A 12535-nucleotide genomic window follows, 5' to 3' on the forward strand; every position below is an offset into this window, starting at 1 on the left:
AGGGCTCCAATCGCGGGTCTTCACACGATCTCTACTCGACCTTCAGGCCGGCGAATTCGACGACCTTCTTCCACTTCTCGGTCTCCGCCTTGATCTCCTCGCCGAACGCCTCGGGTGTTTGCACCCGCGGCTCGCCGCCGAGCTCGACCAGACGCTTGGTCATATCGGGCTCCTTCATCAGCGTGTTGATCTCGTTGTTGAGCTTGGCAATGATTTCCTTCGGCGTGTTCTTCGGCGCTCCCATGCCGAACAGCGCGCTGGCCTCGTAGCCCTTGACGGTCTCGGCGATCGGCAGCACGTCGGGCAATTGCGGCGAGCGCTCCGTGGTGGTGACGCCGATCGCGCGCAGCGAGCCGGAGCGGATGTGCTGGATGATCGAGGGCATGTTGTCGAAGATCACCTGCACCTGGCCGCCGAGCATGTCGGTGATCGCGGGCGCCGCGCCGCGATAGGGCACGTGCTGCATCTTGCAGCCGGTCATCGCCATGAACATCTCGCCGGACAGGTGCACCGAGGTGCCGTTGCCGGACGAGGCCATGTTGACCTTGCCGGGATTGGCCTTCACGTATTCGATGAACTCGGCGACGTTCTTGGCCGGCACGTCCTTGTTGACGGTCATCACGTTCGGCACGCGCTGGAACGAGGCGACCGGCGCGATATCGCGGACGAAGTTGAACTTCAGATTGGCGTAGAGCGAGGCGTTGATGTAGTTGGCCGGATTGACCAACTGCAGCGTGTAGCCGTCGGGCTCGGCATTAACGACCGATTCGGTGCCGATATTATTGCCGGCGCCCGGCTTGTTCTCGATCACGAATTGCTGGCCGAGCCTCTCCGACAGCCGCTGGCCGATCAGCCGCGCCAGGATGTCGGTGGCCCCGCCCGGCGGATAGCCGACCACCCATTTCACCGGGCGGGCCGGATAATCGGCGGCAAGCGCCTTGGACAGCGGGGTGGCTGCAAGCGGACTGGCGGCGAGCAGGCCCAGCGCGGTACGGCGAGTGATCATCTCAAGGGTTCTCCCAGTGTTGTTCTTGAAAGCCGGATATCTTGAAAGTGGCGTCGGCGCGGTTGTAACAAAGCTTGCCGCAGGCGCAAAGTGCGGGGGTCGCATCACGACGAAAGGATAAGGCATGCCGCTCAGGGTCGAAGCTCTCGATCATCTCGTGATCAACGTCGCCGATGTCGCGGCGACCGCCGAGTGGTACCGCAAGATTCTCGGCATGGAAGTCAAGGTGTTCGACCCCGGCGGCGGCAAAGCGCCGCGGACGTCGCTACAATTCGGTAACCAGAAGATCAACGTCCGGCCGCGCGACGCCGACAAGGCGGAATGGTTCACCGCAGACCACCAGACCGCCGGCAGCGAAGATCTGTGCTTCCTCACCCCCTCGTCTCCCGACGAGGTGGTAGCGCATTTGCGCAGCCACGGTGTCGCAATCGAAGAAGGCCCGGTTCCCAAGCAAGGCGCCCGCGGCACGCTGCGCTCGGTCTATTGCCGGGATCCGGATGGCAGCTTGATCGAGATATCGTCGTACGAGGATTGAGGCACGGAGAGCCACGCTGCTCGCCCCAGACACCGTCATTGCGAGCGAAGCGAAGCAATCCAGACTGCCACCGACGGCAGCCTGGATTGCTTCGTCGCAAGAGCTCCTCGCAATGACGGCGGAGAGAGCGCGTGCGACTGCATACGCTTCCCCCGGCCGACGGAAGTCGGCGGCCCCGGCAATCTCTCGATCAAGAGCATTCCCGGCCTGTCGCTGTTCGCCGAGTACCTGCACAACGAGAAGGCGACGCGCGAGAGCTTTGACGCGGACGGCTTCTTCCTCACCGGCGACCCCGTCGAGCGTCTCGCGAACGGCTACATCAAGTTCGGCGACCGCGCCAAGGACATGCTGAAGGGCGGCGGCGAGAACGTCGCGGCCTCCGAGATCGAGCAAGTGATCGCACTCGTTCCCGGCGTGCGCGAGGCCGCCGTGGTGGCGAAGACGCACCCGATGCTGGATGAGGTGCCGGTCGTCTCATCCCGCAGGGCGGCGGCGCGGGGGCTGCGCCCGATCTGCATGATCGCGTGATGGTGGCCTGCCGCAAGGGCCTTGCCGATTTCAAGGTACCGCGCGAGATCAGGCTCGTCGACGACGTGCCGCGCTCGACGCTGGAAAAGGTGGCGAAGGCGGAGCTGCGGAAGATGGTGGGGTGACGTCGCCAAATCGCGAGCTGCCGTAGGGTGGGCAAAGGCGCGTCAGCGCCGTGCCCACGTTCTTGGAAGTGGTGGGCACACTTCGCTTTGCCCACCCTACGGCAGCGGAGAACGTTGCGTCAAAACGACCCCAGCGCCACGGGGCGGAACGCCTGCAGCAGCTGCTGGTCGAGCTTGCCGCCCATGCCTTCCATCATCGTGAACGCGCGGGAGTGGGTGAAGGGCATGCGATAGGCACGCTTCTCCACCAGGGCGGCGTAGATGTCGACGATCGTCGTCAGGCGCACGATGTCGCTGATCTGGTTCGACGACAGGCCGTTGGGATAGCCGGAGCCATCGAGGAATTCGTGGTGATGCAGGATCACGTCGAGCATCTCCGGCGGGAAGCCACCTTGCGCGGCAAGCGCCTCATAGCCGCGGCGGGGATGCTGGCGGACCTCGGCCATCTCCTCGTCGGTGAGCTTGCCGGGCTTGTCGAGCAGCGCTGAGGGAACGAAGGCCTTGCCGACGTCATGCAGCAGCGCGGCGCGGGTCAGGCGGCGCTGGTCGTCCTCGCGCATGCCGAGATGCTGGGCGAAGGCGACCGCGAAGCCGGTGACGAACAGGCAGTGCCGATAGCTGCCGACATGGTGGCAGCCGACGGTGGTGAGCCATTCGCGCAGCGAGGAATGCTTGATCGCCTTCAGGATCTTGCTCTCGGCGGCGATGACGTCGTCGAAGGTCAGGGGCACCCCGAGCGGAAGCTTCTCGAACATCTTGGCGAGCACGGTATGCGCGGCCTCGACGCCGCGGTTGAGCGTCTTGCCGCGGTCGGTCGCATCATAGACGGCGGTGTCCGGAAAGGCCGAGCGGATGCGCTGAAGGATGGCGTCCGCCTGGAGCGGCCGCGAGATCGTATCGGTCGCACCCAGCGCCCAGGCCTGCATGGTGCCGTGATGCAGGGCATCGGCAAGCACGAACAGGCGCGGCATCGAACGATAGGCATCGCTACGCAGCTTGTTGCGCACCCGCTGCACGCTCTCGGGCGAGCGCAAATTAATGTCGACGACAAGCCCGGAGAGATCGCGCGACGGCTTCTCGGGGATGTCCTGGGTCGTCACCGTCGAGACGTCGCCGACCGCTTTCAAGATGCTGGCGAGCTCGCTGCTCTCGTCGCTCCGGTCGGAGGCGAGCAGAAGCCGGCGTTTGGCGGCGGGTTTGGCTGAGGCGTTCATGGCTTCCCCAAAGCACGGGACTGGATTTGGCGTCAGCCTATGCCGGATCAGGTTCTCCGGCCCTTAAGAGGCGTGCTCAATGGAACCCTGTGGAATTGGATGCAATTCTAGGGATTTCGCCCAATGGGGCGCTTCCCGTCGAAAGTCGAAAAACAACCCCATGCACAGTAGAGATGTCCCTGTAAATGCTGGGCTTTTCTGACGAAAAAATCCGCCGGAGGGCTGGCCCTCCGGCGGATCGTCTCAAGCGGCCCTGGCCAGCCTTACGCCTTCATCGCCCCCTTCACGGCCTCGGCCGTGATCGGCAGCGCCCGGACGCGGGCGCCGGAGGCGTTGAAGATGGCGTTGCCGATGGCGGGTGCCACCACCGTCACCGCGGGCTCGCCGACGCCGGTGGCCTTCTCGCCATTGGCGATCACGGCAACCGCGACCTCGGGCATCTGGCTCATGCGCAAGGGCGTATAGCTGTCGAAATTGGTCTGCTCGATGCCACCATCCTTCAGCGTCGCCTTCTCGTACATCGCCAGCGACAGGCCCCACAGCGCCGCACCCTCGACCTGGGCGCGGATGTTGTCGGGATGCACCTGCGTGCCGACGTCGGTTGCGACCGTGAGCTTCTTCACGATCACTTCGCCCGACGGCGCCACCGCGACATGGGCGACACACGCCGTCCAGCTTGCGGTTGCGCGTTCCTGCGACGAGACGCAGGCGACGCCCATGCCCTCGCCTTTCGGCAATTGCTTGGTGCCGTAGCCTGAGAGGCCCATCGCAGCGAGCAGCGTGTTACGTAGGCGCTGCGCGCCGCCGTCGTTCTTGCCCTTGCCGTCGAGCAGCGCGATGCGGAACTGCGCAGGATCCTTGCCGGTCGCCGCCGCGATCTCGTCGATCATGCTTTCGACCGCCCAGAAGGTCCAACCCGGCGCCACCGAACGGAGCTGTCCGGACGGCGTCGCATTATGCGCGAGCTCGTTCTTGATCGCGCGCACATAATGGTTGGGCACGGTGTAGAAGAAGTCCGCCCCGTTCACCGTGAAGGAATCGAGAGGTCCCTTCTTGTCGACCGAGGGCGTGAGGAAATCAGGAATTCCCCAGCGCGCCGTCGGCCAAGCCGAGACCACGTCGTGGCTGAGCGCGACGAGCTTGCCATCGCCGTCCACGCCGGCCTTCACTTTTTGGTAGGTGAGCGGACGCGAGAAATCCATCGTCATGTCGTTCTCGCGCGTGTAGATCACCTTCACCGGCTTGCCGATGGCCTTCGCCGCCTGCACGGCGGGGATCATCATGTCGGCATCGAGCCTGCGGCCAAAACCGCCGCCGAGCCACATCTGGTGCATCACCACGAACTTCGGATCGATCCCGGCCGCGCCTGCCGCGATCGCACCGGAGCGCGTCGCGAACTGGTTGCCGGAATAGATATGCAGGATGTCGCCCTTGAACTCCGCGGTGGCGTTCATCGGCTCCATCGGCGCGTGGATATTGATGCTGGTGGTGTACTCCGCCTCCACCACCTTGGCGGCCGAGCCGAAGGCAGCATTGGGATCGCCATCCTTGACGAAGAACTGTCCGGAATCCTCCAGCTTCTGAAGCCGCTTGGCTTCATCGAGTAGCGTCTCGCTCGACACCTTCGCGTTCGGACCGCCGTCATAGGCGATCTTCAGCGCTTGTGCCGCCTTCTTGGCATTGGCGTAGGTGCTGGCGACCGCGACGACCCAACCGGACGTCGTTCCGGTCTTGTCGTCGAGCGTGACGGCCTTGATGAAGCCCGGCACCTTCTTCGCCGCGGAGTCGTCGACCGACTTCACCGTGGCGCCGAAGCGCACCGGCGGCGTGACCACCGCGCCATAGGCCATGCCCGGCAGCATCACGTCGATGCCGTATTTGGCCGTGCCGTTGGTCTTGGAGGGGATGTCGAGCTGTGGCACCGACACGCCGATCATGGTGTATTGGTCGGGCGTCTTCAGCTTGATCGCCTTCAGCTCATCCGGCGTGAAGGTCTTGGTCGCCTTGCCGCTCTTGACGACCTCGGCGAACGACATCTGCTTCTTCGATTTCGGATGCACGATCATGGAATCGCGCACTGCGAGTTCCGACGCCGGCACGCCCATCGCTGCGGCCGCACCTTCGGTCAACGCCATGCGCCCGGCCGCACCGGCCCGGCTCATCGCGTCAAAATTCATCATGGTCGACCAGCTGCCGCCGGTGATCTGCGCGCCCAGCACGGGATCGTTGAACCTGGGATCGTTGGAGGCGAGCGCGACGCGCATGTCGCTCCATTTCGCACCCAGCTCCTCGCAGACGATCTGCGCCATGGTGGAGGCGATGTGCTGGCCCATGTCGGCCTTGCCGCAGGTCACGGTGACGAGACCGTCGGGCGAGATCGCATACCAGACGCTCGGCTCGAAATTGGCCGGCGCTGCCGCAGCCGCAGAATCGATCCCGGGCACGCCGGCATAGCCGAGCACGAGGCCGGTCGCGGCCGTGCCGACGAGGAAGGAGCGGCGGCTGAGATCCGTCGTCTCGGGGGTAACGTTTTTCACGTGCCGGTTCATGTGGGCCTCCGTTCGTTGCCGGAGGCGGACGCGGTGCGCATCTCGGTGGCCGCGCGCATGATCGCCTTCTGGATCCGCGAATAGGTCATGCAACGGCACAGATTGCCGTCCATGTGCGCGACCACTTCGTCCTTGGTCGGATTGGGATTCTTCGACAGCAGCGAGGCCGCCTGCATGATCTGCCCCGACTGGCAGTAGCCGCATTGCGGCACCTGCTCGGCGATCCACGCCTTCTGCAGGGGATGGTCGCCCTTGGCGGAGAGCCCTTCGATGGTGGTGATCTTCTTGCCGGCGACGTCGCCGACCATGGTCTGGCACGAGCGCACGGCTTCGCCGTTGACATGCACGGTGCAGGCACCGCACAGCCCGGCACCGCAGCCGAACTTGGTGCCGGTCATCTGCAACTGCTCGCGGATGGCCCAGAGAAGCGGCGTGTCGTTCGCCGCATCCACGGACATACTCCGCCCGTTGATGGTGAGTGTTGGCATAGGCGTCTTCCCCTGCCGGTGCATGAAGCCGCTTACGGCGGCAACTTGTGCAGCGGACGCCCACCGGGCTGGCGTCAGCCTTGATCGCGAGAATGATAGCGTTCACGCGCGGAGGCAAATGCAATTTGGAATCGATCGAAACTATCTCGGCATCTCGGTGTTGTGCGCTGCGAGAACAGCGATGACGCAGCGACTGAACACAAATCGAGAGCGCGTTGGACATGCATGTCATCGTGCTCGGGTGGTTTCTTCGAGGTAACTTGGCGCGCTAGAGTTGGTGAGGTGTGGTTGAACTCAGTGCCGCCGCAGACGTCCCTTCTCCCCTCGCGGGAGAAGGTGGCGCGAAGCGCCGGATGAGGGGTTCTCTCCGAGAACTAGACAGACAGTTTCACGCGCGGAGAGATACCCCTCACCCGGCTTCGCTTCGCGAAGCCACCCTCTCCCGCAAGGGGAGAGGGTGCACCGACGTCGCGGCTCGACAAAAGAAAAACAGAGAAGGGCGGAAACGAAACAATGCCGAAAATCAATCGCGACGGCGTCAACATCTACTACGAGGTCCACGGCAACGGACCGCCATTGCTGCTCACCCACGGCTACTCCTCGACCTCGGCGATGTGGCATGGACAGGTCGAGGCGCTTGCGCAGGAGCACAAGCTGATCCTGTGGGACATGCGCGGCCATGGCCAGTCCGATTATCCTGACGATCCCAAGGCCTATAGCGAAGCGCTGACCGTCGGCGACATGGCGGCGATCCTCGATGCGGTCGGCGCAGAGCGCGCGATCATCGGCGGGCTCTCGCTCGGCGGTTACATGTCGCTTGCGTTCTATCGCGCTTTCCCGCAACGCGCCCGCGCGCTGCTGATTGTCGATACCGGTCCCGGCTTCAAGAAGGACGACGCGCGCGAGGCCTGGAACGAGCGTGCGCTGGCCACCGCCGACAGGCTCGACCGCGAAGGCCTCGACGTCTTGAAATCAGCGACGCGCGAGCGCGCCACGGCCAGCCATCGCAGCGCCAGGGGACTGGCGCTGGCGGCACGCGGCATGCTGACCCAGCGCGATGCGCGCGTGATCGAGCTATTGCCCGACATCAAGGTACCCAGCCTGATCGTGGTCGGTGCCGACGACACGCCGTTCCTTGCGGCGTCCGACTACATGGCCGCAAAGATCCCCGGCGCACAAAAGGTCGTGATCCCCGCGGCCGGACACGCCGTCAACATCGATCAGCCCAAGGCTTTTGTTGACGCGGTCACGCCTTTCCTGAAGAACTTGCCGAGCTAGGCGATCAAGCAAGGACGTAGGCGATGAAGCGGGCGATGCTGGCTGCGGGCACGATGTTGCTATCGATATCTGCGCAGGCCGAGCCGTACGGCACCGTGCCGCCGCGCCAGCCCTTCGTCGCGACCTTGTCGAACAACACGCCGCTCGCCTTCGGCATGGATGCCGAGCAGACCGCACGCGCCCTCGGGCAGCCCCTGCAATATGTACGGGGGCGTCCCGGCAACGAGATCTACCTCGCTTTGCGCAACATCGGCGGCAGCGGCCTGATCCCCTATCGCCACCGCCTGTTCCTGCAATTCCGTCATGGACGGCTGGCAGGATGGAAGGAGGACTACGGCGAGAACTGGATGTGGGAGTGAGTGTTGCCCGCCGGCATTTCCGGATCGTCATGGCCGGGCTTGTCCCGGCCATCCACGTTCTCTCGCGCGGAAGCGAAGACGTGGATGCCCGGGACAAGCCCGGGCATGACGAGTGTGTGGAGCGAGCGAATTCCCGATCAACGACCAACCAAGAAGGACAACCCGCGTGGGACAGGACATCAAACTGACGGCCTCCGACAATTTCCAGCTGGGCGCCTATCGCGCCGAACCGGGTGGGAGCCCCAAGGGCGCGGTGGTGGTGATCCAGGAGATCTTTGGGGTCAATCACCACATCCGCTCGGTCTGCGACCGCCTCGCCAAGGAGGGCTATGTCGCGATCGCGCCGTCGATCTTCGACCGGACGTCGCCGAACTTCCAGTCGGGCTATACGCCCGACGAGATCGCCGAGGCGCGCAAATTCGTCGCCAACCCGGATTGGGCCGCGATGCTGCGCGACACCCAGGCGGCAATCGATGCGGTGAAGAGCGTTGGCCCCGTCGGCATCATCGGGTTCTGCCTCGGCGGCAGCGTCGCCTTCGTTGCGGCGACGCGGCTGTCGGGCCTGAAGGCCGCGATCGGCAATTACGGCGGCGCCGTGGTGCGCTTCGCCGACGAGACGCCGAAGGTGCCGACGCAGCTGCATTTCGGCGAGAAGGACGCCGGCATTCCCCTGACCGACGTCGAGACCATCAAGGCCAAGCGGCCCGATGTTGAGGTCTTCGTCTATCCGGGCGCGCAGCACGGCTTCCATTGCGACGAGCGGGCGAGCTACGACAAGGCCAGCGCCGACATCGCCTGGCCGCGCAGCATGGAATTTTTCGCCAAGCATTTGACGAAGTAGCGAACGCCTTTCTCCTCTTGTCATTCCGGGGCCCGCGTAGCGCGAACTATGGTGCGCAATTGCGCACCTGAGAATCTATCGTGCCGCAGAGCCGGTGGAGGAATGGATTCCGGGCCTGCACCGCTTTGCGGCGCATCCCGGAATGACGGAGGAGAGAGTGATCCCTCGTAGCGGGAATCGGGTGGCTGCATCATGCTGCCCGGCGATAGAGCTGGCTGATCGAACCAACTCACGCCGGAGTTTCGCCATGCAGCAAGCGATCACGCACCTCGTCATCCGCAATCCGTTCGGAACCATGGATGTGCCGGAGCCCGGGGATTCCGAGGTCAGGAATTATGCCGCGACGGCCACGTGGTCCGGCGATGTAGCCGACGTCAACGCGGCGGCATGGGCCTCCATCGCTGCGCCGTCCGATCCGCTCGAGGGCATCTGGGCGAGCCGCTGGAACGGCGGCGCCGATCCGACCATTGTTGGCGACACGCCGGACAAGTGGAAACAGGGTCGCGCGGAAATCCGCATCGCAGACGGGCGGATCTATCTGCGCTTCGACTGGGACCATGGCCGCCGCCATGGGCTGATCGATGCCGCGCGAGAGGGTGCGGATCGCCTGGTCGGAAAATACATCAACCTGACCACGCCGGCGATCACACGCCCATGGGTGGGGCGCGCGATCGATGCCACCAGGATCGACGGGTGCTTTCCGGAGGGACGGCTGGATTTCAGGAGATAAGTCGCGCCCCGGAATGACGAGGGGAAAGAGTTTGACCGAGAGCTAGAACCAGCGCTCGCCGACGAACACGGTGTCGCCCGGGGCGAGCGGCGTGCCGAGCGGCACGACGGCACGCATGGCACCGCCATTCTCGGTGTGCGTGACGGTGACGACGTCGCGCTTGGCGCGCGGCGAGAAGCCGCCGGCGATCGCGACCGCGCTCTCGACCGTCATGTTCGGCACGTAGGGATATTGGCCGGGCGCGAGGACCTCGCCGAGGATGAAGAACGGACGATAGGCTTCGATCTCCACCGCGACCGAAGGCTCGCGGATGTAGCCGTTGCGCAGGCGTGCGCCGATCTCGCCGGCGAGGCCCGCCGTGGTGCGGCCGCGCGCCGGCACCGCGCCGATCAGCGGCATGGTGATGGAGCCGCCGGCGTCGATCGAATAACTGTTGGTGAGACCTTCCTGGCCGTAGACCACGACACGAAGCTTGTCGCCGGCATCGAGATGGTAGGAAGCGTCATAGCGCACCGGCGCCATCGGCGCGGCATAGCCGACCGGCATGGGCGCGGGCGCAGAGGCAAAGGAGTTGCGCAGCGCGCCGATGGCGCCGCCACCATCGGCAACGACAACCGGCTGCGGCGCGCTGTAGGGCTGGCCGTAGGCCATCGAGTCGAGATCGGCGCGCGGCTGCACCATCGCGACCGGGCCGGCGGTCTGCATGCAGCCGCCAAGGGCAAGCGCGGCGGACGCTGCCAACAACGTTGCCGAGATCGACCATCGAAACGCGCGTGCAACCGGCACCGGACCCATCCCTCGAAACGAGATGGCTCCAGTGATGCACCGGTTATGGTTAATAAAGCGTTGCGGGGGGTTTTGGTGACGGTCGCACCCTCCCCTGGAGGGGGAGGGTAAGATGCGCGCGCCGCGACCAACATCGTCGCGGCGAAGATTTCGCTTACACGCTCACGCCGACGCCGATCGGGCAGGACACGCCGGTGCCGCCGAGACCACAATAGCCGGCGGGATTCTTCGCCAGATATTGCTGATGGTAGTCCTCGGCAAAATAGAATTCGCCGGCGGGTGCGATCTCGGTGGTGATGGCACCGAGCCGCTTTGCAGCAAGTGCCTTCTGGTAGAGCGCCTTCGATTCCTCGGCAGCCTTCTTCTGCGCATCACTGAACGTGTAGATCGCGCTTCGATACTGCGTGCCGACATCGTTGCCTTGGCGCATGCCCTGCGTAGGGTTGTGGCTCTCCCAGAACGTCTTCAAGAGCCTCTCGTAGGAGATCCTGTTCGGATCGAACACGACCAGCACCACTTCGGTGTGGGCGGTGCGGCCCGAGCAGACCTCTTCATAGGTCGGGTTCGGCGTGTGACCGCCGGCATAGCCGACGGCGGTCGTATAGATGCCGTCACCGAGCTCCCAGAACTTCCGCTCGGCGCCCCAGAAGCAGCCGAGGCCGAACACGGCCTGTTCAAGGCCAGCGGGATAAGGCGGCTTCAACTTGCTGCCGTTGACGAAATGGATGCTCGCGGTCGGAATGGCCTGCGCACGGCCCGGCAGCGCCTCAGTTGCGCTCGGCAATGCGGTGGTCTTGCGCATGAACAGCATGATGGATCTCCGAAACGAGCAGTCCGTCGCCTGAGCCAGACGTTCAGGCGGCGTGCTCGCGATCAGGTGGGAATATAGGTGTCTACGCGCGGAGGGGCAGTGTTGTTACGCCGCTCGCGATCTCCGACGTTCAGTCCCGGGAATAGCCGATCAAGGGCTTGCGCGGGCGGAACAGGATCATCAGCAGGATGCCGAGAATGCCGAGCACGGCGAAGACCGGCTGATCCAGCACCAGGCGGATCACCGAGGTCCAGAGCCAGGGCGCCTTGGCCTCGACCCAGGTCCGGAACGCGGTCTGGCTGGCCTGATTGATGTCGTTCCAGAACTGGCCGAACCGGGTGAATTTGAGGGTCTGGTCGGCCACCCAGCGGGCGCCGTCATAGACCATGAAGATGAACCCGCCGGCGAGCAGCAACAGCCCAATCAGTCGGAAAATGCCGCGGATCATGCCTCACCCACCATGGTCGTCCGATCGGACAACCTTTTCGGAACGTCGCCAGCCAATAGCCGGGCGACGGCATAAATTCAACCTCTTCAGGGCGTTACGGCGCCATCCAGGTCCATCTGAGGCCGGATTTCCAGCTCCGAAAGCGTTGACGGTGCCAAAGACCCTCTCTATAAGGGCGCCAACTGGCGGTGGGCGCAATCCTGCCGCCGCTGTTCTTTGAGCAGTTGCAGGCACCTTGAGCTTACGTCTCTTTGGAGCCTCAGAGACAGCCGCAAGGCCGTCGCTCATGTTCCGGGAACGGCCCAGCAACCGAACACCCTAAATCCGAGCGTCGATTAAGCGGTCAAGCAGCCGGCGCTACCCGACCAAGACGCGACCGGTACCGCAAAGGACATTGAGACCATGGCCAATACCACTTCCGCCAAGAAAGCGACGCGCAAGATCGCCCGCCGCACCGCCGTCAACAAGTCGCGCCGCACCCAGATGCGTGGTGTCGTGCGCACCGTCGAGGAAGCCATCAAGACCGGCGATCGCGCCGCCGCCGTCAAGGCGCTGGCGAATGCCGAGCCGGCCCTGATGCGTGCCGCCCAGCGCAACATCATTCACAAGAACAACGCCAGCCGGAAAGTCTCGCGCCTCACCGCGCAGATCGCCAAGCTCGCCAAGTAAGCTCGCCAAATAATCTCGCGAAGTCATCTCGCGGCACCATCTGATCGGTCGATCCGATCAGCGCGTCAAAAAGCCCGGCATCGCGCCGGGCTTTTTTGTTGGCTGTCATATTCACGCAAGCGCGTCACGCCAGGCTCGATCCTTCGCTTGGAAGGTTTGCATCGTCTG

Annotated in this window: 13 protein-coding genes and 1 pseudogene; 7 read left to right on the plus strand and 7 right to left on the minus strand. The window is 64.4% G+C overall.

From position 1 onward, the window contains the following. Positions 1-31: 31 nt before the first annotated feature. A complete protein-coding gene (locus tag NLM27_RS31620) occupies positions 32-1006 on the minus strand; it encodes a tripartite tricarboxylate transporter substrate binding protein (RefSeq protein WP_254147002.1) in 975 nt (324 codons plus the stop codon). 124 nt (positions 1007-1130) lie between these two features. On the opposite strand from NLM27_RS31620, the gene NLM27_RS31625 reads away from it, so the two are divergent. Next, positions 1131-1541 carry a VOC family protein gene (locus NLM27_RS31625; protein WP_254147003.1) on the plus strand — a complete coding sequence of 137 codons (411 nt, stop codon included), beginning with the start codon at positions 1131-1133 and terminating at the stop codon, positions 1539-1541. 153 nt (positions 1542-1694) lie between these two features. After that, positions 1695-2194 (plus strand): annotated as a pseudogene (locus NLM27_RS31630) (ATP-dependent acyl-CoA ligase); the annotation flags it as partial. Positions 2195-2313: 119 nt separating this feature from the next. On the opposite strand, the gene NLM27_RS31635 reads toward NLM27_RS31630, so the two are convergent. The 3 genes from NLM27_RS31635 to NLM27_RS31645 form a co-directional block, all read right to left on the minus strand. Next, positions 2314-3408, minus strand: coding sequence for an HD-GYP domain-containing protein (locus tag NLM27_RS31635; RefSeq protein ID WP_254147004.1), 1095 nt, complete (start codon positions 3406-3408; stop codon positions 2314-2316). 263 nt (positions 3409-3671) lie between these two features. Beyond that, the gene (locus NLM27_RS31640; RefSeq protein ID WP_254147005.1) at positions 3672-5957 is read right to left on the minus strand and encodes a xanthine dehydrogenase family protein molybdopterin-binding subunit; all 2286 of its coding nucleotides are present in this window, start codon (positions 5955-5957) and stop codon (positions 3672-3674) included. Then, positions 5954-6445: a (2Fe-2S)-binding protein gene (locus tag NLM27_RS31645; RefSeq protein ID WP_254147006.1), complete on the minus strand. Its 492-nt coding sequence runs from the start codon at positions 6443-6445 to the stop codon at positions 5954-5956. Before NLM27_RS31645 ends, NLM27_RS31640 begins: the two co-directional genes overlap by 4 nt. Positions 6446-6958: 513 nt before the next feature. Between NLM27_RS31645 and NLM27_RS31650 the strand changes: the two genes are divergently transcribed. The 4 genes from NLM27_RS31650 to NLM27_RS31665 all read left to right on the plus strand — a co-directional run bounded on the left by NLM27_RS31650 (position 6959) and on the right by NLM27_RS31665 (position 9653). Beyond that, entirely contained in the window at positions 6959-7723 is a 765-nt protein-coding gene (locus NLM27_RS31650) for an alpha/beta fold hydrolase (protein WP_254147007.1), read from the plus strand. Between the two features lie 23 nt (positions 7724-7746). After that, positions 7747-8082 (plus strand): hypothetical protein, encoded by a 336-nt coding sequence (locus NLM27_RS31655; RefSeq protein WP_254147008.1) that lies wholly within the window; start codon positions 7747-7749, stop codon positions 8080-8082. Between the two features lie 166 nt (positions 8083-8248). Continuing rightward, a complete protein-coding gene (locus tag NLM27_RS31660; RefSeq protein WP_254147009.1) occupies positions 8249-8923 on the plus strand; it encodes a dienelactone hydrolase family protein in 675 nt (224 codons plus the stop codon). Positions 8924-9170: 247 nt separating this feature from the next. Then, the gene (locus tag NLM27_RS31665) at positions 9171-9653 is read left to right on the plus strand and encodes a hypothetical protein (RefSeq protein ID WP_254147010.1); all 483 of its coding nucleotides are present in this window, start codon (positions 9171-9173) and stop codon (positions 9651-9653) included. A gap of 42 nt (positions 9654-9695) precedes the next feature. Here NLM27_RS31665 and NLM27_RS31670 read toward each other — a convergent pair whose 3' ends face one another. The 3 genes from NLM27_RS31670 to NLM27_RS31680 form a co-directional block, all read right to left on the minus strand. Beyond that, positions 9696-10439, minus strand: coding sequence for a polysaccharide biosynthesis/export family protein (locus NLM27_RS31670; protein WP_254147011.1), 744 nt, complete (start codon positions 10437-10439; stop codon positions 9696-9698). A 154-nt stretch (positions 10440-10593) separates the two neighbouring features. Further along, positions 10594-11250: a peptide-methionine (S)-S-oxide reductase MsrA gene (gene msrA, locus NLM27_RS31675; RefSeq protein WP_254147012.1), complete on the minus strand. Its 657-nt coding sequence runs from the start codon at positions 11248-11250 to the stop codon at positions 10594-10596. 130 nt (positions 11251-11380) lie between these two features. After that, complete coding sequence (locus tag NLM27_RS31680) at positions 11381-11698, minus strand: hypothetical protein (RefSeq protein ID WP_254147013.1); 318 nt, start codon at positions 11696-11698, stop codon at positions 11381-11383. A 402-nt stretch (positions 11699-12100) separates the two neighbouring features. On the opposite strand from NLM27_RS31680, the gene rpsT reads away from it, so the two are divergent. Beyond that, positions 12101-12367, plus strand: coding sequence for a 30S ribosomal protein S20 (gene rpsT / locus NLM27_RS31685; RefSeq protein WP_254147014.1), 267 nt, complete (start codon positions 12101-12103; stop codon positions 12365-12367). The last annotated feature ends 168 nt before the right edge of the window (positions 12368-12535 follow it).

Origin of the sequence: Bradyrhizobium sp. CCGB12 (assembly GCF_024199845.1) — a bacterium.
In the GTDB taxonomy this organism is placed as follows: Bacteria; Pseudomonadota; Alphaproteobacteria; order Rhizobiales; family Xanthobacteraceae; genus Bradyrhizobium.

Bases quoted from the DNA above. Each gene is read 5' to 3' on its own strand.
- NLM27_RS31655 (WP_254147008.1), top strand. From the start codon at position 7,747: ATGAAGCGGGCGATGCTGGCTGCGGGCACGATGTTGCTATCGATATCT.
- NLM27_RS31635 (WP_254147004.1), bottom strand. From the start codon at position 3,408: ATGAACGCCTCAGCCAAACCCGCCGCCAAACGCCGGCTTCTGCTCGCC.
- NLM27_RS31625 (WP_254147003.1), top strand. From the start codon at position 1,131: ATGCCGCTCAGGGTCGAAGCTCTCGATCATCTCGTGATCAACGTCGCC.
- NLM27_RS31665 (WP_254147010.1), top strand. From the start codon at position 9,171: ATGCAGCAAGCGATCACGCACCTCGTCATCCGCAATCCGTTCGGAACC.
- NLM27_RS31640 (WP_254147005.1), bottom strand. From the start codon at position 5,957: ATGAACCGGCACGTGAAAAACGTTACCCCCGAGACGACGGATCTCAGC.
- msrA (WP_254147012.1), bottom strand. From the start codon at position 11,250: ATGCTGTTCATGCGCAAGACCACCGCATTGCCGAGCGCAACTGAGGCG.
- NLM27_RS31650 (WP_254147007.1), top strand. From the start codon at position 6,959: ATGCCGAAAATCAATCGCGACGGCGTCAACATCTACTACGAGGTCCAC.
- NLM27_RS31620 (WP_254147002.1), bottom strand. From the start codon at position 1,006: ATGATCACTCGCCGTACCGCGCTGGGCCTGCTCGCCGCCAGTCCGCTT.
- rpsT (WP_254147014.1), top strand. From the start codon at position 12,101: ATGGCCAATACCACTTCCGCCAAGAAAGCGACGCGCAAGATCGCCCGC.
- NLM27_RS31680 (WP_254147013.1), bottom strand. From the start codon at position 11,698: ATGATCCGCGGCATTTTCCGACTGATTGGGCTGTTGCTGCTCGCCGGC.
- NLM27_RS31645 (WP_254147006.1), bottom strand. From the start codon at position 6,445: ATGCCAACACTCACCATCAACGGGCGGAGTATGTCCGTGGATGCGGCG.